At 72.3% G+C, this 18,147-nt stretch carries 18 protein-coding genes; 6 read left to right on the forward strand and 12 right to left on the reverse strand.

Annotated elements, in window-relative coordinates:
* Window positions 1-80: 80 nt before the first annotated feature.
* On the forward strand, window positions 81-848 hold the full coding sequence (locus tag OG456_RS31485; protein WP_227293472.1) for a GntR family transcriptional regulator: 768 nt from the start codon (window positions 81-83) through the stop codon (window positions 846-848).
* Window positions 849-932: 84 nt separating this feature from the next.
* Here OG456_RS31485 and OG456_RS31490 read toward each other — a convergent pair whose 3' ends face one another.
* The 3 genes from OG456_RS31490 to OG456_RS31500 all read right to left on the reverse strand — a co-directional run bounded on the left by OG456_RS31490 (window position 933) and on the right by OG456_RS31500 (window position 4,147).
* Entirely contained in the window at window positions 933-2,096 is a 1,164-nt protein-coding gene (locus OG456_RS31490) for an ROK family transcriptional regulator (RefSeq protein ID WP_266566913.1), read from the reverse strand.
* Between the two features lie 119 nt (window positions 2,097-2,215).
* Window positions 2,216-2,866, reverse strand: coding sequence for a response regulator transcription factor (locus OG456_RS31495; protein ID WP_266566915.1), 651 nt, complete (start codon window positions 2,864-2,866; stop codon window positions 2,216-2,218).
* A gap of 45 nt (window positions 2,867-2,911) precedes the next feature.
* The gene (locus OG456_RS31500; RefSeq protein WP_266566917.1) at window positions 2,912-4,147 is read right to left on the reverse strand and encodes a sensor histidine kinase; all 1,236 of its coding nucleotides are present in this window, start codon (window positions 4,145-4,147) and stop codon (window positions 2,912-2,914) included.
* 108 nt (window positions 4,148-4,255) lie between these two features.
* Here OG456_RS31500 and OG456_RS31505 point away from each other — a divergent pair, with 108 nt between their 5' ends.
* The 4 genes from OG456_RS31505 to OG456_RS31520 all read left to right on the forward strand — a co-directional run bounded on the left by OG456_RS31505 (window position 4,256) and on the right by OG456_RS31520 (window position 7,320).
* The gene (locus OG456_RS31505; protein ID WP_266566918.1) at window positions 4,256-5,185 is read left to right on the forward strand and encodes an ATP-binding cassette domain-containing protein; all 930 of its coding nucleotides are present in this window, start codon (window positions 4,256-4,258) and stop codon (window positions 5,183-5,185) included.
* A 2-nt stretch (window positions 5,186-5,187) separates the two neighbouring features.
* Window positions 5,188-5,925 (forward strand): ABC transporter permease, encoded by a 738-nt coding sequence (locus OG456_RS31510; protein ID WP_266566919.1) that lies wholly within the window; start codon window positions 5,188-5,190, stop codon window positions 5,923-5,925.
* A gap of 63 nt (window positions 5,926-5,988) precedes the next feature.
* A complete protein-coding gene (locus tag OG456_RS31515) occupies window positions 5,989-6,423 on the forward strand; it encodes a hypothetical protein (RefSeq protein ID WP_266566920.1) in 435 nt (144 codons plus the stop codon).
* Between the two features lie 90 nt (window positions 6,424-6,513).
* Window positions 6,514-7,320 (forward strand): SAM-dependent methyltransferase, encoded by an 807-nt coding sequence (locus OG456_RS31520; protein ID WP_266566921.1) that lies wholly within the window; start codon window positions 6,514-6,516, stop codon window positions 7,318-7,320.
* Between the two features lie 45 nt (window positions 7,321-7,365).
* Here the strand turns inward: OG456_RS31520 and mug are convergent, their stop codons facing one another.
* The 9 genes from mug to OG456_RS31565 all read right to left on the reverse strand — a co-directional run bounded on the left by mug (window position 7,366) and on the right by OG456_RS31565 (window position 17,722).
* Complete coding sequence (gene mug, locus OG456_RS31525) at window positions 7,366-7,926, reverse strand: G/U mismatch-specific DNA glycosylase (RefSeq protein ID WP_266569495.1); 561 nt, start codon at window positions 7,924-7,926, stop codon at window positions 7,366-7,368.
* Between the two features lie 5 nt (window positions 7,927-7,931).
* Window positions 7,932-9,374 carry an adenylosuccinate lyase gene (purB, locus tag OG456_RS31530; RefSeq protein ID WP_266566922.1) on the reverse strand — a complete coding sequence of 481 codons (1,443 nt, stop codon included), beginning with the start codon at window positions 9,372-9,374 and terminating at the stop codon, window positions 7,932-7,934.
* Window positions 9,375-9,479: 105 nt separating this feature from the next.
* Entirely contained in the window at window positions 9,480-10,268 is a 789-nt protein-coding gene (locus tag OG456_RS31535) for an SGNH/GDSL hydrolase family protein (protein WP_266566923.1), read from the reverse strand.
* An 83-nt stretch (window positions 10,269-10,351) separates the two neighbouring features.
* A complete protein-coding gene (locus tag OG456_RS31540; protein ID WP_266566924.1) occupies window positions 10,352-11,365 on the reverse strand; it encodes a hemolysin family protein in 1,014 nt (337 codons plus the stop codon).
* Window positions 11,362-12,702 (reverse strand): hemolysin family protein, encoded by a 1,341-nt coding sequence (locus tag OG456_RS31545; protein ID WP_266566925.1) that lies wholly within the window; start codon window positions 12,700-12,702, stop codon window positions 11,362-11,364. The genes OG456_RS31540 and OG456_RS31545 overlap by 4 nt, the downstream gene beginning before the upstream one ends.
* A gap of 197 nt (window positions 12,703-12,899) precedes the next feature.
* Window positions 12,900-13,325, reverse strand: a complete 426-nt coding sequence (locus tag OG456_RS31550; RefSeq protein WP_266566926.1) for a GNAT family N-acetyltransferase — start codon at window positions 13,323-13,325, stop codon at window positions 12,900-12,902.
* A gap of 66 nt (window positions 13,326-13,391) precedes the next feature.
* Window positions 13,392-14,282, reverse strand: a complete 891-nt coding sequence (locus OG456_RS31555; protein ID WP_266566927.1) for an LLM class F420-dependent oxidoreductase — start codon at window positions 14,280-14,282, stop codon at window positions 13,392-13,394.
* Window positions 14,283-14,349: 67 nt separating this feature from the next.
* Window positions 14,350-16,917 (reverse strand): ABC transporter permease, encoded by a 2,568-nt coding sequence (locus tag OG456_RS31560; RefSeq protein WP_266566928.1) that lies wholly within the window; start codon window positions 16,915-16,917, stop codon window positions 14,350-14,352.
* 10 nt (window positions 16,918-16,927) lie between these two features.
* Window positions 16,928-17,722 (reverse strand): ABC transporter ATP-binding protein, encoded by a 795-nt coding sequence (locus tag OG456_RS31565; protein ID WP_266566929.1) that lies wholly within the window; start codon window positions 17,720-17,722, stop codon window positions 16,928-16,930.
* 177 nt (window positions 17,723-17,899) lie between these two features.
* Here OG456_RS31565 and OG456_RS31570 point away from each other — a divergent pair, with 177 nt between their 5' ends.
* The gene (locus OG456_RS31570) at window positions 17,900-18,127 is read left to right on the forward strand and encodes a toxin-antitoxin system HicB family antitoxin (protein WP_100597555.1); all 228 of its coding nucleotides are present in this window, start codon (window positions 17,900-17,902) and stop codon (window positions 18,125-18,127) included.
* The last annotated feature ends 20 nt before the right edge of the window (window positions 18,128-18,147 follow it).

The following is an 18,147-nucleotide window of genomic DNA, read 5'->3' on the forward strand; positions in this document are numbered from 1 at the left end:
CCCTCGCAGAGATAGTGCAGGAACCTTTAATAAACAAGGGCGCTAAACGCCGCCGGGACACGGCGATTGCGGAGGACAGGGTGGGGACCACGCAGTTGGAAACGGCGCCGGAGCCGAAGTACTGGCACCTCAAGACCGTGCTGACCGAGGCACTCGACTCCGAGTTCGCCGTGGGAGAGATCCTGCCGAACGAGCGGGACCTCGCGGCCCGCTTCGGAGTCGCCCGTGCCACGCTCCGCCAGGCGCTCGAACAGCTCGAACTCGAAGGCAGGCTCCAGCGCCGCCGTGGCGTCGGCACCACCGTCGCCCCGCCCCGCGTGGGCGTGGCCGTCGACTCGTCCGACGACCAGGAGTGGCCCGGCGCCGCCGACGGTGAAGCCTGGCAGGCCGTCGACAGCGAGCCCGCGGTGCCGCCGGCGGCCGTGGCCCGCATCCTCGGCACCGCGCCCGACGAGCGTGTCCACCGGGTGCGCCGTACGCGCGTGTCGCACGGCCAGCCCGTCGCCGCCGAGCTGCTCTACGTACCGTCGTCGTCCGTGCCCGAACTCTCCGCCATAGACGCCCCGTCCGGGCCCTCACGCGCGCGTGTCGTGCTCCGCGAACTGGGGCGGCTCGGGCTCGAGGGCCAGGACCGCGCCGTCGAGCTGGGCTCGGCCCGTGCCGACGACGCGAAGGAGCTCGACCGGCTGCCGGGCGCGCCCGTCCTGGTCGTCACGACCCGGTTCTTCAGCGAGGGCGAGACGGCCGCGGTCTCCGTGGCCACCTACCGTGCCGACACCTGCCGCCTCACCTTCGGCGACTCGGGCGGCGTCGAGATCCACCACGGCCCGGACCGCCGCGCCTCCTGACGGACGTCGGGCGAGACCCGCGCGCGTCGCCTTCCGTCAAGGCCCACCGTGATCCTCCACGGTGGGCCTTCGGCGTCTGTGCGTTTACGGCCAGCGGCGCGCCGTGACCGTTCCCTCGACGGCGAACAGCTGCTCCTCGACGTGATCCAGCGCGAGCCGCAGCGCCCCGGTCGCCACCGCCGCCTCGCCCAGAACCGACAGGGCCACGCGCGGCGGACGCAGGCAGTACCGGGCCAACTCGCGGCGCAGCGGCTCCAGTACGCCGTCCAGGCCGGCCGCCCAGCCGCCCACGACGACCAGCTCCGGGTCGAGGGCGAGCACCAGCGCCGCCACGTCGTGCACCAGGCGCTGGAGGAACCGGTCGACAGCCGCGCCGGCCCGCTCGTCGCCCTGGCGTGCGAGAGCGAAGACCTGCGCGACGGCCTGCTCGTCGAGCGGGTGCAGCGGCTCGTCCGTCGTCGAGAGCAGCGTCTCGGGACGCACCTCGCGCCCCAGGAGGTGCAGCGCGCCGATCTCCCCGGCCGCGCCGCCGTACCCGCGGTGCAGCCGGCCGCCGATCAGCGCGCCGGCGCCCGGGCTGAGCCCCGCCAGCACGAACACGATGTCGTCGGACTCGGTCGCCGCGCCCTTCCAGTGCTCGGCCACCGCCGCCGCGTTCGCGTCGTTCTCCACCAGGACCGGGCACTTGAAGGAGCGCCGCAGCCGCTCGCCGAGTTGGAGCCCCGTCCACTCCGGCAGGGCGGTGCCGAGGCGCACGGTGCCGTCGGCCTCCACGATGCCGGGGCTGCCGACGCCGACCGCCCGCAGCGAGTTCCGGGCGACACCCGCGCGGCGCAGCAGGTCCGCGACCGCGGTCCGCAGCCGCTCGATGCGCTCGTCGGCCGGAGCGGTCTCGTCGACGTCCTTCGCGGCCGTGCCGAGCACCTTGCCGTCCAGGTCCGACAGGACGGCGGCCACGCGGTGCGGGCCGATCTCCAGACCGAGCAGGTGCCCCGCCTCGGCCCGGAAGCGGAACCGTCGCGCGGGCCGCCCCTGGCGCCGCGTCCCGCTGTCGTCGACGGCCGTCTCGACGACGAGCCCCGCCGCGATGAGCCCTTCGACGACGCCCTCGACCGTGGGCCGGGAAAGCCCGGTGACCCGGGTGATCTCCGTGAGCGTCGCGAGATCCGTGGCGCGCAGGGCATGCAGCACCACCGCGGAGTTGATCCGCCGTAGCAGGGAAGGGTCCCCGCCGGTCAGCCGCCCCAACGTCCGTCCTCCCAGCTCGCGCGCGTGTTGGGCGGATCGTACTCGCCGCGGCGGACACCGGCGAGCGCGGGTGCACTTGTGTGTCCCGGGACGCTCAGCCGGGCGGGACGAAGGGGCGCTCAGCCGGGCGAGACGAAACCGGATTCGTACGCGGCGATGACGGCCTGCGTCCGGTCCCGCGCCCCGAGCTTGGCGAGGACGGCGCTCACATGCGACTTGACCGTCTCCGTGCCGACGACGAGCCGCTCGGCGATCTCGGCGTTGGACAGGCCCCGCGTCATCAGGCGCAGCACGTCCGCCTCCCGCTCCGTGAGCGCGGCGCGGTCCATCGCCTCGCGTGCCGACGTGTTGCCGTACTCGGCCGCGAGCCGCCGCACGGCCGCGGGGAACAGCAGGGAATCGCCCTCGGCCACGAGCCGGACCGCGTTCACGATCTCGGCGGGCCGCGACCGCTTCAGCAGGAACCCGTCGGCGCCCGCCCGCAGCGCCCCGTACACGTACTCGTCGTTCTCGAACGTCGTGATGACCAGGATCTTGGGCGGCTCGGACACACTGCGCAGCACCGCGCGCGTGGCCTCGATCCCGTCCAGGAGAGGCATGCGCACATCCATGGCGACCAGGTCCGGACGCAGTTGCCGGACGAGCGGGATCACCGCGGCACCGTCGGCCGCCTCGCCCACCACCTCGATGTCCGGCTGCGCCGAAAGCACGGCACGCAACCCGGCGCGGACCAGCGGTTCATCGTCGACAAGAAGCACGGTGAGCGGCATCCGGACAGCCTAGGGGAGCGGTCGGGGCGTACGTGGAGACGGGGATCAGCCGAGCGGCAGCTCCACGTGCACCCGCCACTGCCCCTCGTCGGGACCCGTCCGCGCCCGGCCGCCGAGGAGTGCCGCCCTCTCCCGGATGCCCCGCAGACCGCTGCCGCTGCCACCGCCGCTGCCCTGGCCGTTCGCCGGTGCGCCCGCGGGAAGCGGATTGCGTACGTCGAGCCACAGGCGGGCGTCGTCGACCGTGACGGCGACCCGGATCGGGACGGTCCCCGAGTGGCGCAGCACGTTCGTCAGTGCCTCCTGGAGGATGCGGTAGCCCTCTCGGGAGACGGGACCGGGCACCGTGTCCAGCGCGCCGAGCACCTCCGCGTCGACCTCGGCGCCCGAGGCGCGCGCCGAGTCCAGCAGGCGGTCCGCCTCCGTGAGCGTGGGCCGGCGGCTCGCGGGCTGCCCCGACTCGCGCAGCACCAACAGGACGCGCTCCAGGTCCTCGAGGGCCGCCCTGCCCGTCTCCTCGATGGCGTCCAGGGCGCGGTCGGTGAAGGCCGGATCGGCGGCCGCCCGCGCCGCGCCGGCCTGCACGACGGCGACGGTCAGCGCGTGCCCGATGGAGTCGTGGAGTTCGCGGGCGATGCGATTGCGTTCGAGCAGCTGCTCGGTGCGCTCCTCCAGAGCGGCCAGACGCTCCGCCGCCGACGGCCCGAGCAGACCGAGGGCGGCCGGGACCATCAGGCGCCCGGCGAGCGCGACCACGCCAAGCAACACCAGCGGCGGCACCGGCACGAGCAGCGCGTACGCCCAGCCGTGCCCCGGTACGGGGATGAGGGACTCGGCCTCGCCGGGGCCGCCCGACGTGGCGTCCACCAGTTCCAGGGAGAGAGCCATGAGCTGGCCGGTCACGAACGCGACCGCGCAGCCTGCCCACAGACGCAGCACCAGCCACACCGCGGTCCTGCCCCGGTCCCGCCACGACGCCGACGGCGCCACGGACACGCCCGCCTCCCGTGAACCCGAATCGCCCCCCACGCGCGCGTGGGCACCGGGAAACAGCATCAGGCGGGCCTGAAGACCCTCGGCCCTGCGCACCACGGGGATCACGGCCGCCGCCATGAGGAGCGGGACCGGGATCAACAGCATCAGGACCCACTGCCCGTACCCCGGCCGGGTGAGCCCCGGGTACACGGACCCGCACACGAGGGCGATGATCGCGCCGACGAGAAGGTGCAGCCAGCGGGTGTACGTGACCGCGCGGGTCAGCGGCGCGAGGAGGCGGATCATGCCGCCATCGTGCCAGCGGTGCGGGTGCGGATGGCTCCCCCTCATGGGGGAGACGCTCTCCACGCCCGGGGGAGGACCCGGCGGGGGCGCCGCCGGAAAGCTGGAGCCATGACCAGCATCGACGTCCAAGAGCTCACCAAGGAGTACGGCACGACCCGTGTGGTGGACCGCCTGACGTTCAGCGTCGGGCCCGGCCGGGTCACCGGATTCCTCGGCCCGAACGGCGCCGGGAAGTCCACCACCATGCGCCTCGTCCTCGGCCTTGACCGGCCCACGTCGGGCACCGCCACACTCGGCGGCCGCCCCTACGCGACGCTCGGCGAACCTCTGCGCGAGGTCGGCGCCCTCCTCGACGCCCAGGCAGCCCACGGCTCCCGTACCGCCCGCGACCACCTCCGCGTTCTTGCCGCCTCCAACCGCATCCCGGTACGCCGGGTCGACGAGGTCCTGGAGCTCGCCGGCATCGCGGCCGTCGCCGGACGCCGGATCAAGACGTTCTCGCTGGGCATGCGCCAGCGCCTCGGCATCGCCGCCGCCCTCCTCGGCGACCCGCAGGTCGTGATGCTCGACGAGCCGTCCAACGGCCTCGACCCCGAAGGCATCATCTGGATCCGCGAACTGATGCGGAGTCTCGCCCGTGAGGGCCGCACGGTCCTCGTCTCCAGCCACCTCATGAACGAGACCGCCACCTTCGCCGACCACCTCGTCGTCCTGGGCCGGGGCAGGCTCCTCGCCGACACCCCGATGCGGGACTTCATCGACGCGCACAGCGAGCGGCGCGTCCGCGTCCGCACGACCGATCCCGCGAGCCTGCGCGCGGCACTTCGCCGCAAGGGACTCGAAGCCGTGGCAACCGGCGACGGCCGCTGGACCGTCGCGGGCGCGCGCGCCGAGGAGATCGGCGCGCTCGCCGCCACGGACGGCATCGCCGTCCTCGAACTCGCCGACGAATCGGGCTCCTTGGAAGAGGCCTACCTCGCCCTCACCGCGGACGACACCGAGTTCGCGTCCGCCGCGACCCCCCTCCAGGAGGCCTGACGATGTCGACCACCGCCGTGCTGCGTTCCGAATGGATCAAGGTGAGGTCCGTGCGCGCCAGCGCCGGCTCACTCGTCGCGGTCTTCACCACGACCGTAGCCATCACCATCCTGGCCACCGCCGCGGTCGGACAGGCCGAGGCCGACAACGAAGGAGCCGACCTCCTCTTCGGTGCCTTCTACGCACTCAACTTCGGCCAGATCGCGGCCATCGCCTTCGGCACGACCGCCGTGTCGTCCGAGTACCTCAACGGCGCCCTGCGCGTCTCCCTCGCGGCGGTCCCCAACAGGAATCTCCTCTACGCCGCGAAGATCACGGTCGTCGGTGCCCTCGCCATCGTGGTGGGCCTGCTCACCTCGTTCGTCACGTTCCTGTCCGGTCAGGCGTTCATGGGGTCCTACGCCCTGGGACTCGGCGATCCGGGCGCGCTGCGCGCCTGCGTCGGAGGCGGCCTCTACCTCGCCCTGATTTCCCTGTTCGCGGCCGGTCTCACCGTCGTCCTGCGCAGCGCGGTCGCCGTCCTGAGCCTGCTGATCCCGTTCATCCTGATCGTGTCCTTCGTCGTGGGTGACATGGCCGCCTCCGTCGCCGACTTCCTGCCGGACCACGCCGGACAACAGGTCCTGCACCAGGACCCGGTCGGCACGCTCGGGCCGTGGACGGGGCTCGCCGTCACCGCCGGGTGGGCGGCGGCCGCGCTCCTCGCCGGCTGGTGGGCGCTGCGCCGCAGGGACGCGTGACGGCAGGCTCGTAACCGCCGGACGCCCCGCCAAATGTCAGTGGTGGCCGCTTTACTGGACGTCATGAGCACCGCACAGCATCTCGCGACGATCGACCTGCTGCGCTCCCGTGAGTTCCCCGCGGAGCACGGCAGATCGGACGCGGGCTCCGGCGGACCGGGTTATCACATCGCGGAGTTGGCGACGCGCGACGAGCTCCGGGAGCCGGCCCCCGAGGGCGCCGCTCAGGACCAGTGGGTCGCCGACCGGGACGGGCTCTCCTCGATGCTCACCGAGCGCTGGGGGGAGCCGCAGTGGTTCAGCCTGTGGAGCGTCAGCCTGCGCGCGGTCGAGGGCGGCGAGGAGATACCGGAGCCCTGGGCCGCGCTCAGCGCGTATGTGCCGGACGTCCAGGTGTGGCAGGCCGACGGGCGGTGGATCGTGCTGGGCATCCCGCTCGGCGCCGAGGACCTGCCGTTCCGGCTCGTCGCCGCCGTCACGGACGTGGACCCGCCCTGATGACGCGCCTGGACCCGGTAAGCGGGAACTGCCGTGCCACCATGGGATCTTGGCATCGGATCATGGCACGACCGAGGTGAGGGAGAGCACGTGAGCGAGCAGAGCGGGCAGGAGCCGGGGGAGCGGACCGCGAACCACATCGCGCACAACGCCCGCGTGTGGGACTACTGGCTCGGCGGCAAGGACCACTACGAGGTGGACGAACAGGTCGGCGACCAGGTCACCTCCAGGTACCCCAGCATCGGCGAAGTGGCGCGCGCCGACCGGGCGTTCCTCGGCCGCGCCGTGACCCACCTCACCGGCCGGGCAGGCATCCGCCAGTACCTCGACATCGGCACGGGCCTGCCCACCGCCGAGAACACCCACGAGGTCGCCCAGCGCATCGCCCCCGAGTCCCGCGTCGTCTACGTCGACAACGACCCGATCGTTCTCACGCACGCCCGCGTGCTCCTCACCAGCACGGACGAGGGCGCCACCAGCTATGTGGACGCGGACGCGCGGGACCCCGCGGCCATCCTGCGCGCCGCGTCCGGCACCCTGGACCTCGGCCGGCCGGTCGCCGTCATGATGCTCGGCATCCTGAACTTCATCCTCGACACCGCCGAGGCCACGTCCATCGTGCGCCACCTCGTGGACGCGGTCCCCTCCGGCAGCCACCTCGTGCTCACGCACCCCACGCTGGAGCTGGGCGGCGAGGGAAACGAGGCGGCGATGCGCTTCTGGAACGAGAACGCGACACCGCCGATCACCGCACGCGGCCGCGCCGAGATCGAGGGCTTCCTCGACGGACTCGACATCCTGGAGCCGGGCCTCGTCTCCTGCGCGCGCTGGCGGACGGACGGCGTCGACGAGGGGCCGCTCGTCGCCCAGTTCGGTGTCGTGGCCCGCAAGCCCTGACGCATGCCGTCACGCAAGCCACTGCGCGACCCGTCTCGCGCCGCGTCAGCCGGGGAGCCCCGCGCCGTCCTCCCCCGAGGCGGCTGCGCGCAACCGTGCGTACTCCTCGGCCATCGTCGCCGCCGTCCAATGCGCGTTCAGACCACTGGGGTTGGGCAGCGCCCACACCCGGGTGGCGCCGATCATCCGCTCCTGCGGGCCGATCCTCGCCTTCGGCTCCCCGAAGGCCGACCGGTACGCCGTCACGCCCACGACCGCGAGCCAGCGCGGCCGCAGCCGCTCCACCTTGGCGGTGAGCAGGCGGCCGCCGTCGCGGTACTCCTGCGCGCTCAGCTCGTCCGCCCGCGCCGTGGCCCGCGCGACGACGTTCGTGATCCCGAGCCCGTACGACAGGAGTTCCTCCTGCTCGGCGGGGGCCAGCTGCCGGGGCGTGAACCCGGACAGGTGGAGCACCGGCCAGAAACGGTTGCCGGGGCGCGCGAAGTGGTGGCCGGTCGCCGCTGTCATCAGGCCCGGGTTGATCCCGCAGAAAAGCACGGAGAGGCCGCTCGCGACCACATCGGGAACGATGCGGTCACGAGCGGCCTCCAGGTCCGCGGGGGTCAGCCGGGTCAGAGGATCGCACCGGGCGCGTAACCGGCGGCCTCCGGGTGCTGCTTGACGATCTCCTCGACGCGCGCGACGACGGTGGCGACCTGGTCGCTCGCGGCGCCCGTGAACGACAGCTTGTCGGCCATCAGCTCGTCGAGCCCGGCGCGGTCCAGCGGGATCCGGGAGTCGGCGGCGAGCTTGTCGAGCAGCTCGTTGCGCTCGGCGCCCTGCTCGCGCATGGCGAGGGCCGACGCGACGGCGTTCTCCTTGATGGCCTCGTGGGCCTCCTCGCGGCCGACGCCCGCCCGCACCGACGCCATCAGGACCTTCGTCGTGGCGAGGAACGGCAGGTAGCGGTCCAGCTCGCGGGCGACGACGGCCGGGAACGCGCCGAACTCGTCGAGCACCGTCAGGAACGTCTCCAGAAGACCGTCGAGCGCGAAGAACGCGTCCGGCAGCGCGACACGGCGCACCACGGAGCAGGAGACGTCGCCCTCGTTCCACTGGTCGCCCGCCAGCTCCCCGGTCATCGACGCGTAGCCGCGCAGGATGACCATGAGGCCGTTGACGCGCTCGCAGGAGCGGGTGTTCATCTTGTGCGGCATCGCGGACGAGCCGACCTGGCCCGGCTTGAAGCCCTCGGTGACGAGCTCGTGCCCGGCCATCAGACGGATCGTCTTGGCGGTCGAGGACGGCGCGGCCGCGAGCTGCACGAGCGCGGTGACGACCTCGTAGTCGAGGGAGCGCGGGTAGACCTGGCCGACCGAGGTGAACGCCTGCGAGAAGCCCAGGTGGCCCGCGATGCGCTGCTCCAGCTCGTCGAGCTTCGCCGCGTCGCCGCCGAGCAGGTCCAGCATGTCCTGCGCGGTGCCGACGGGGCCCTTGATGCCGCGCAGCGGGTAGCGGGAGAGCAGCTCCTCGACCCGGGCGTACGCGACGAGCAGCTCGTCGGCGGCGGTCGCGAAGCGCTTGCCGAGGGTCGTGGCCTGCGCCGCGACGTTGTGCGAGCGGCCCGCGATCACCAGCTCGCCGTACTCGCCGGCCAGCTTGCCGAGGCGCGCGAGGACGGCGACGGCGCGGTCGCGGACCAGTTCGAGGGAGAGGCGGATCTGGAGCTGCTCGACGTTCTCCGTCAGGTCGCGGGACGTCATGCCCTTGTGGACCTGCTCGTGGCCGGCGAGGGCGTTGAACTCCTCGATGCGGGCCTTCACGTCGTGGCGCGTGACCTTCTCGCGCTCGGCGATGGAAGCCAGGTCGACCTGGTCGAGGACGCGCTCGTAGTCGGCGAGAGCGGCGTCCGGCACCTCGATCCCGAGGTCCTTCTGCGCGCGCAGCACGGCGAGCCAGAGCTGACGCTCCAGCTTCACCTTCTGCTCGGGGGACCAGAGAGTGGCGAGCTCGGCGGAGGCGTAGCGTCCGGCGAGAACATTCGGGATACGGGGCTTTGCAGGCGCAGCAGTCACGTGTACGGATTCTACTGGCGATTCGTGCAGGCCAGCGCCAGGGCCCCATTCGTCGGAAGCTACGAGGGCGGGGCGCCCGCCGCGCGCCGCCCCCGTCCCGGCAGGTCAGCCGCGCGGAGCCTCGTACGGCAGCAGCTCGGCGCGCTTGGCCGGGCGGCCGTCGCCGGAGGAGCGGCCCGTCAGGCGGCGGCCGATCCACGGGACGAGGTGCTGCTTGGCGAAGCGGACGTCGGCGAGGCGGCGCGTGCCCCACCCCGGCGGCGCGGTCGGCGGGAGCACGGACTGCCAGTCACCCTCGGGCTCGTGGCCGAGCGCCTGCCAGACGGCCTCGGCGACCCGGCGGTGCCCCTCCGCCGTCAGATGCAGCCGGTCCACGTCCCACATGCGGGGGTCACCGAGGGCGGGTGGCCCGTACAGGTCCACGACCACCGCGCCGTGCCGCGCCGCGAGGTCGTCGATGCAGGCGAACAGCTCCTCCATGCGCGGCCGGAAGCGCTCCATCACGGGCCCGTTGCGGCCGGGGCTGCGCATCAGGACGAGCTGCTCGCAGGCCGGCGCGAGCTTCTCGACGGCCTCTTCGAGGAGCCCGCGCACCCGGCCCATGTCGACCTTGGGGCGCAGGGTGTCGTTGAGCCCGCCCACCAGCGTGATGACATCGGCGCCCATCGCGGCCGCGACGTCCACCTGCTCGTCGACGATCTGGCCGATGAGCTTGCCGCGCACGGCGAGGTTCGCGTAGCGGAAGCCGGGGGTGCGGGCCGCCATCCGGCCGGCCAGTACATCGGCCCAGCCGCGGTAGGAGCCGTCGGGCAGCAGGTCGGACATGCCCTCGGTGAACGAGTCACCGATCGTGACGAGGCTGCTGTAACTGGTGTGGTTGGCATTTTTCTGCATGGCGGAAGCGATGGTAACCCGGGCCCTGGGACAGCCGACGGGGCGCCGTGTGCCCGACGTCGGTCGGGCACACGGCGCCGAGATCACGCCGGCTGTCCGAACAGTTCCCGAAGGACGTCCTCCATCGTCACCAGACCGGCGAGCCGCCCGTCGGCGCCGAGGACCGCCGCCACGTGCGTACGGCTGCCGCGCATCGCCGAGAGGACGTCGTCGAGCGGCGTCGTCTCGCGGACGCGCGCGATCGGCCGCATGTCCGGAATCCGGAACGGCAGATCGCGCGGCGACGCGTCCAGGGCGTCCTTCACATGCAGATAGCCGACGATGCGGCGGTTGTCGTCGACCACGGGGAAGCGCGAGAACCCCGACCGCGCCGACAGCTGCTCCAGCTGCTCGGGCGTGACGCCCACATGTGCGTAGACCACCCGCTCCAGCGGCAGGACGACGTCCCTGACCGGGCGGCGGCCCAGTTCGAGCGCGTCGCGCAGGCGCTCCTGGGCGCGGTCGTCGATAAGTCCCGCGTCGCCCGAGTCCTTGACGAGACGGGCCAGCTCGTCGTCCGAGAACGTGGCGGACACCTCGTCCTTGACGTCGACGCGCAACAGCTTGAGCAGCCCGTTCGCGAAGGCGTTGACGGTGAAGATCACCGGGCGCAGCGCCCTCGCGAAGGTCACCAGGGGCGGCCCGAGGAGCAGCGCGCTGCGCACCGGCTCGGCGAGCGCGACGTTCTTCGGGATCATCTCGCCGAGCAGCATGTGCAGATACGTGGCCACCGTCAGCGCGATCACGAACGAGATCGGGTGGATCAGGCCGTGCGGCACGCCGACCGCGTCGAACAGCGGCTCAAGGAGATGGGCGATGGCGGGTTCGGCGACGATGCCGAGCACCAGGGTGCACAGCGTGATGCCGAGCTGCGCCGCGGCCAGCAGGGCCGACACGTGCTGAAGGCCCCACAGGACGCTCTTCGCCCGCCGGTCGCCCTCGTCCGCGTGCGGTTCGATCTGGCTGCGGCGTACGGAGATCAGGGCGAACTCGCCGCCGACGAAGAAGGCGTTGACGACGAGCGTCGCCAGGCCGATCAGGAGCTGGATCGCGGTCATCGGTCCACCTCCGGGGCGTCGTCGGACTGCTCGGCCTGCGGCGCGTGCAGCAGGACGCGGGCCGCGCGGTGGCCCGCGGCGTCCACGACGTCGAGCCGCCATCCGGCCACCTCGACGCTGTCGCCGACGGCCGGGATCCGGCCGAGCTCGGTGGCTATCAGGCCGGCGAGTGTCTCGTAGGGGCCGTGGGGGACTCGAAGGCCGACCCGCTGGAGCTGGTCGGTGCGGGCGGCGCCGTCGGCGGAGTAGAGGGCGCGGCCCTCTTCGTCCGCGCCCGCCGGGGCGAGGTCAGGTGTCTCGTGCGGATCGTGCTCGTCCCGCACCTCGCCGACGACCTCCTCGACGATGTCCTCCACGGTGGCGACGCCCGCGGTGCCGCCGTACTCGTCGATGACGACGGCCATCGTGCGCTTCCCGGAGAGCCGGTCGAGAAGCCGGTCGACGGTCAGGGTCTCGGGTACGAGGAGCGGTTCGCGCATCAGATCGGACACGGAGCGGCGGCCCCGGAGTTCCGCGGGCACGGCGAGGACGTCCTTGATGTGCGCGACGCCGACGACCGAGTCGAGGTTGCCGCGGTAGACGGGGAACCGGGACAGGCCCGTGGCCCGGGTCGCGTTCGCCACGTCCTCGCAGGTGGCCTGCGCGTCGAGCGCGACGACCTGGACGCGCGGCGTCATCACGTTCTCCGCGGTGAGGTCCGCGAGGTTCAGGGTGCGCATGAACAGCTCGGCGGTGTCCGCCTCGAGGGCGCCCTCCTTGGCGGAGTGGCGGGCCAGGGCCACCAGCTCCTGCGGTCCGCGCGCGGAGGCCAGCTCCTCGGCGGGTTCGATGCCGATGCGGCGCACCGCCCGGTTCGCGGTGTTGTTCAGGTGTGTGATGAAGGGGCGGAACGCGGCGCTGAACAGGCGCTGGGGCGTCGCGACGCGCTTGGCGACGGCCAGCGGCGACGAGATCGCCCAGTTCTTGGGGACGAGCTCGCCGACGACCATCAGGAAGACGGTCGACAGCGCCGTACCGATGACCAGCGCGGCCGAGGCGGCGGCGGAGTGGGAGAGCCCGAGACTCTCCAGGGGGCCCGTGATCAGCTTGGCGACGGACGGCTGGGCGAGCATGCCGACGACCAGGTTGGTCACGGTGATGCCGAGCTGGGCGCCGGAGAGCTGGAAGGTCAGGTTCCGTACGGCCTTGAGGGCGCCGGCGGCGCCCCGCTCACCGCGCTCGACGGCGCGCTCGAGGCCGGAACGCTCGACCGTGGTGAGGGAGAACTCGGCAGCGACGAACGCGCCGCAGGCCAGCGAGAGCAGCACCGCCACGGCGAGCAGGAGCACTTCGGTCATCGGGTCACCTCCGTCCCATGATCGGGCAGGGCGGTGGGTATCGCGCGATGTCGCAGGCGCCGGGTACTGGGAGGCTCGCCCATGGGCGGACGCTCACACCTTTCAAGAGAAAGAAGACAGGACAAGTGGAGCGACCATGGTAAAGGATCGGCAAAGCCCGTGCGGCCGGGACGCCGTCGCCCCGGCCTCGGAGGACGTCAGTCAGTGAGGTGCTTGACCCAGCGCGTCCACTGCGGCTCCGGCGCATAACCTCCGGCACGCCACGTGTGCTGCGCGCGCCCGTTGCGGTCCAGGACCATCGCGTCGCCCCGCCGCCCGCCGAGCGCGACGAACCGCTCCTCGGCGGCGGCGAGCAGCGCCGAACCCACGCCCTGCCGCCGCAGGTCCGGATGCACCGCGAGCCGGTACAGATGGCAGCGCCACCCGTCGAAGCCGGCGATGACGGTCCCCACCAGTTCCCCGTCGCGCTCGGCGAGCAGCAGCGACTCGGGGTCACGGGCGACGAGCCGCTCCACGCCCGCGCGGTCGTCGCTGATGCTCGTGCCCTCGGCGGCCAGCTTCCAGAAGGCGAGGGCGGCATCGAGGTCGTCGGGCGTCGCGGCCCGTATCCGAAGATCACTCATGGGGCCGATCCCATCACCGGGCGGCCGGCCCCGCGCGCCATTTTCACGATGCGGACAGCGCCCGGCTCAGGGCTTACGCAGCTCCTCGATGACCGGACCGAACGCCTCCATGTACGGCTCCAGGACCGTGATGTACGTGAATCCATAGCGGTCGCGCTGCGCGCGCACCTGGTCGGCGATCTCACGGACCGTGCCGACGAGCAGCAGCGGCAGGTCCAGCGCCTCGTCCTCCGTGAACTGCGGGATGTGTTCGAGAACCGGCCGGATCGCCGCCCGCCGGTCGTCGGTCACCGTGACCATCTGGATCAGCAGATTGAGTTCGGCGGGCTCCGCGCGCCCCGCCGCGAAGCGGTGGTACGTGGCGACGCGCTCGTCCAGCTCCTCAGGGGTGAGGTGCTGGAGCTTCCCGCCCGGGTGGCCGGGGACGGAGCGCGCCCCGGTGAACGCCGCGATCTGTGCGTGCTCGGCCGTCAGCTTCAGCATCCGGTCGCCGTTGCCGCCGATCAGGAGCGGCGGTCGGGGGTGCTGCACGGGCCGAGGCTGATGCTCGTCCGACCCGAGCAGCCGGTCCAGCTCCTCCACGACGCGCCGCAGATGGTCCACGCGCTCACTGGGCGACCCCCAGGGCAGCCCGGCCGCCTCGTGCTCCGCCTGTACGTAGCCTGCGCCCAGACCCAGTTCGAGCCTGCCGCCGGTGAGCGCGTCCGTGGTCGCCACCTCACGGGCGAGGAGTACCGGGTTCCAGAAGCCGGCGTTGAGGACGAACGTGCCCACGCGCGGGCGCACGGTCGCCTCGGCGGCGGCGACCAGGGAGGGGAACGGCGAGGGCACGCCCAGGTGGTCGGCGACGAGGATCACGTCGTAGTCGAGCTCCTCGGCCCTGCGGCAGCGCTTGCGCCACTCGTCACCGGACGCGGGGGTGACCATGTTGACGCCGAAGCGGAACGCGCGACTCATGAACTCTCCTCAGTCTCGGGCGAGTTGAACTGGGTGGAGCCGGCCGGGAGACCGTGCGGCGAGTACATCATTCGTGGGCGATGGCCGCCAGCACGTTCATGCGTGAGGCGCGCAGCGCCGGAAGGAGCGCCGCCGCGAGCCCCACGACGACCGAGCCGACCACGACCGCGACGATCGTGCCCCACGGGATGGCGAGCGCCTCCATGCCCTGGAGGGCGAGAACCTCGTGGATGGCGAGACCCCACACGACACCGAGCGTGAGCCCGAGCACCGCGCCGAACACGGCGATCACCACGGACTCCAGGCGGATCATCCTCCGCAACTGGCGCCGGGAGAGCCCGATGGCGCGGAGGAGACCGATCTCCCGCGTCCGCTCGACGACCGACAGGGCGAGGGTGTTGACGACGCCCAGCACGGCGATGACGATCGCGAGCCCGACCAGCGCGTACACGAGGTACAGCAGCACCGCGATCTGGTCGTGCACGAGCTTCTTGTAGTCGGCCAGGTCGCGGACCTGTACCTGTGGGTACGGATCGAGGGCCTTCTCCAGGCGGGCGCGGAGCACGTCCGCGCCCGTGCCGGGGGAGGCGTTCACGTACACCGCCGAGTCCTGGCCGTCGGGCAGGAACTTCTCCAGCGTCCCCATCCCCATGAACAGGCCGCCGGACATGCCGAATCCGTCGCCCCCGCCCTGGTCGGTGAGGGCCGCGACGGTGAGCCGGTCCGTGCGTCCGCCGGGCAGGTCCACGGGCACCACCGTGCCCACGCGCGCGTGGTGCTCCTTGGCGAACTCCGCGTCCATCGCGACCTTCCCGGGCGCGAGCGCGGCCGCCGAGTCGCCCTGGGAGTACGTGATGTGCGCGACGTCGTCGAGCTGTGCCTCGTAACCCGCGGCCGTCGTCTTCACGCGCTTGCCGTCCGGCAGACGCACCGCGAGCGGCACGAACCGCTGTCGCACGACGAGCCCCGCCCCTTCCGTGGCGCGGATCTTGTCGGTCACTTCTTCAGGGAAGGGCGTGAAGTTGGCATTCTGGACGGTGAAGTCGGCGCCCAGGGTCTTGTCGATCTGCTCGTCGAACGACTTGCTCATCGACGCGCTCGCCACGGACATGCCCGCCACCAGAGCGAGCCCGACCATCAGCGCGGCCGCGGTGGCCCCGGTGCGCCGCGGGTTGCGCAGCGCGTTGCGCTGGCTGAGCCGCCCCACCGAGCCGAACACGGCGGGGAACGCGCCGCCCAGGACGCGGATCACGGGACGTACGAGCAAGGGGCCCGCGATCACCGTGGCCAGCAGCGTCAGGACGATGCCGACCATCAGGAGCAGCGAGGCGCTCGCCGTCTTCGTGGCCGCGGCACAGCCGGCGAGAGCGGCCACCCCCGCCACGCCGACCACCGCCCCTGCCACCGCGCGCACCCGCAGCGGCCGCCCCGCACCCGCGATCTCGGCGTCCGCGAGCGCCGCCATGGGGGAGACCCGCGACGCACGCCGCGACGGCAGATACGCGGCCACGAACGTGACCCCGACGCCGACCGCGAACGCGGCGACGGGCGTCCCCCAGCCGATCACCATCTCGGTCGACTTCAGGTTCATCCCGAACGCGCTCATGAGCCGGATGAGGCCGAGCGCCAGCCCGATGCCCGCCGCGAGGCCGAGCACCGAGCCCACCAGGCCGAGCAACACCGCCTCCGTCAGGACGGAGCGACGCACCTGCCGCCGGTCGGCGCCGAGCGCGCGCAGCAGTCCCAGCTCGCGGGTGCGCTGCGCGATCAGCATCGAGAACGTGTTCACGATCAGGAAGATCCCGACCAGGACCGCGATCCCGGCGAAGCCCAGCATCACGTACTTGATCACGTCGAGGAACGAGCCGAGGTCCGCCGCGTCCGACGTGGCCTGTTCGCTTGCGGTCTTGAGGTCGTAGCCGGAACCGAGCTGTCGGGCGATCCGCCGCTTCAGCGCGGCGTCGCTCACCCCGGGCGCCGCGTCCACGGAGATGCTCGTCGCGCGGTCCGTCGCGCCGAGCAGCTTCGCCTGTGCCGTCGCCGTGTCGAGGAAGACGAGCGCGGCGCCGGGGTTGGTGGTGCGGAAGGTCGCGATGCCGACGATCCGGACGGTGAAGGAGCCCGGTTGCGCGAGGACGGTGAGGGAGTCGCCGATGCGGAGGTGTTTCTTGTCGGCGGTGTCGGCGTCGAGCAGTGCCTCGCCACTGCCGCGCGGGGCATGGCCCGAGGTCAGGCGGACCGGACTGCGGTCCGTCACATACCAGTTGGTGGCGATGGTGGGGGCGCCGCTGGTGGGGCCGACCGAGTTGTTCCTGTCGTCCACGACGGTGACGTTCTCGGCGGCGGCGTCGATCCTGGCCGCGGCGACGCCGTCGACGGACCTGATCTGCCGGGCGAGCCGGGCGGGGACGGTCTCGACCGCTCCGGTCGGCACCGTCTCGCTGAGGGAATCCTGCTTCGGATTCACCTGCACGTCGGCGGACGTGGACGCGAAGAGCCGGTCGAAGGTGCGGGTGACCGTGTCCGAGAAGACCAGACTGCCCGCCACGAACGCCACCGAGAGGACGATGGCGAGCCCCGACAGGACCAGTCGGCCCTTGTGCGCGAGGAAACTCCTGAGCGTCGCCTTCAGCACAGCGGCCCCTCTACGGCTGGGAGTTGTGGGGGTTGCCCCCGGTGAACAGACGCATGCGTTCCAGGACCGCTTCCGCCGTGGGCTGCGGCATCTCGTCCACGAGGCGGCCGTCGCCGAGGAAGAGCACCAGGTCGGAGTGGCCCGCGGCGCCGGGGTCGTGCGTCACCATCACGACGGTCTGGCCGAGGTCGTCCACCGCCTCGCGCAGGAACCCGAGGACCTCGAGGCCCGCGCGCGAGTCCAGGTTCCCGGTCGGCTCGTCCGCGAAGATCAGTTGCGGTCGTGAGGCGAGTGCCCTCGCGCAGGCCACCCGCTGCTGCTGGCCTCCGGAGAGCTGCGCGGGACGGTGCTTGAGCCGGTCGCCGAGGCCGAGCGTGTCGATGACCTGCTTCAGCCACTCCGCGTCCGGGGCGCGGCCCGCGATGTCCATCGGCAGCGTGATGTTCTCCGCAGCGTTCAGCGTCGGAATGAGGTTGAAGGACTGGAACATGAAGCCGATCCGGTCGCGCCGCAGCCGCGTCAGCTCCTTGTCGCGCAGGCCGGTGATCTCGGTGTCCCCGAGCCACACCTGGCCCGCGGAGACCGAGTCGAGCCCGGCCAGGCAGTGCATCAGCGTGGACTTGCCCGACCCCGAGGGGCCCATGACCGCCGTGAACCGGCCGCGCGCGATGTCCACGTCGACCGAGTCGAGCGCGAGGACGGCGGTCTCCCCGGATCCGTACGCCTTGGTCAGGCCCCGGGCGCGCGCGGCTACGTCGCCCGCCTCCGCCGGACCGTGGGGCTGTTCTGCTGCCGCTGTGGACAAGGCCGCCTCCTGGGTCTCGCCGTCGTCCTGGCCGTGCCGACTCCCGTGTCGCGTAAGAGAGTAGTGCGGTGCGTCACACGCGCGGTATCCCTCCGAGGTCGGGCTCCCGATACGCGTGTAAGGGGCACATTCGGCGTCTCCTTGCCGGTGCTAGCACGTCGGCGCTAGCGTGAAGTCATGGCGAAGACTCAGCTGAACGTACGGGTGGACGAGGACACCGCCCGAGCCGCGCGTGAGCGTGCGCTGGCACGCGGCGTGAGTGTGAACCGATACATCGAGGAGCTGGTCAGACAGGACGCGGGCGAGCTCGGCCGGACGTTCGTCGAGGCGGCCGCCGACTTCATGAAGCAGTACGAATCCGTGTTCGCCGAGGAATTCGGCGCGGAGCGCGAAGGCCGACGCTGAGTCCTTGAGCGAATCGAAGA

It is taken from the genome of Streptomyces sp. NBC_01446, assembly GCF_026340095.1.
GTDB lineage: Bacteria > Actinomycetota > Actinomycetes > Streptomycetales > Streptomycetaceae > Streptomyces > Streptomyces aureus.

Bases quoted from the DNA above. Each gene is read 5' to 3' on its own strand.
- OG456_RS31495 (WP_266566915.1), bottom strand. From the start codon at position 2,866: ATGCCGCTCACCGTGCTTCTTGTCGACGATGAACCGCTGGTCCGCGCC.
- OG456_RS31500 (WP_266566917.1), bottom strand. From the start codon at position 4,147: ATGATCCGCCTCCTCGCGCCGCTGACCCGCGCGGTCACGTACACCCGC.
- OG456_RS31505 (WP_266566918.1), top strand. From the start codon at position 4,256: ATGACCAGCATCGACGTCCAAGAGCTCACCAAGGAGTACGGCACGACC.
- OG456_RS31510 (WP_266566919.1), top strand. From the start codon at position 5,188: ATGTCGACCACCGCCGTGCTGCGTTCCGAATGGATCAAGGTGAGGTCC.
- OG456_RS31515 (WP_266566920.1), top strand. From the start codon at position 5,989: ATGAGCACCGCACAGCATCTCGCGACGATCGACCTGCTGCGCTCCCGT.
- OG456_RS31535 (WP_266566923.1), bottom strand. From the start codon at position 10,268: ATGCAGAAAAATGCCAACCACACCAGTTACAGCAGCCTCGTCACGATC.
- OG456_RS31540 (WP_266566924.1), bottom strand. From the start codon at position 11,365: ATGACCGCGATCCAGCTCCTGATCGGCCTGGCGACGCTCGTCGTCAAC.
- OG456_RS31545 (WP_266566925.1), bottom strand. From the start codon at position 12,702: ATGACCGAAGTGCTCCTGCTCGCCGTGGCGGTGCTGCTCTCGCTGGCC.
- OG456_RS31550 (WP_266566926.1), bottom strand. From the start codon at position 13,325: ATGAGTGATCTTCGGATACGGGCCGCGACGCCCGACGACCTCGATGCC.
- OG456_RS31555 (WP_266566927.1), bottom strand. From the start codon at position 14,282: ATGAGTCGCGCGTTCCGCTTCGGCGTCAACATGGTCACCCCCGCGTCC.
- OG456_RS31570 (WP_100597555.1), top strand. From the start codon at position 17,900: ATGGCGAAGACTCAGCTGAACGTACGGGTGGACGAGGACACCGCCCGA.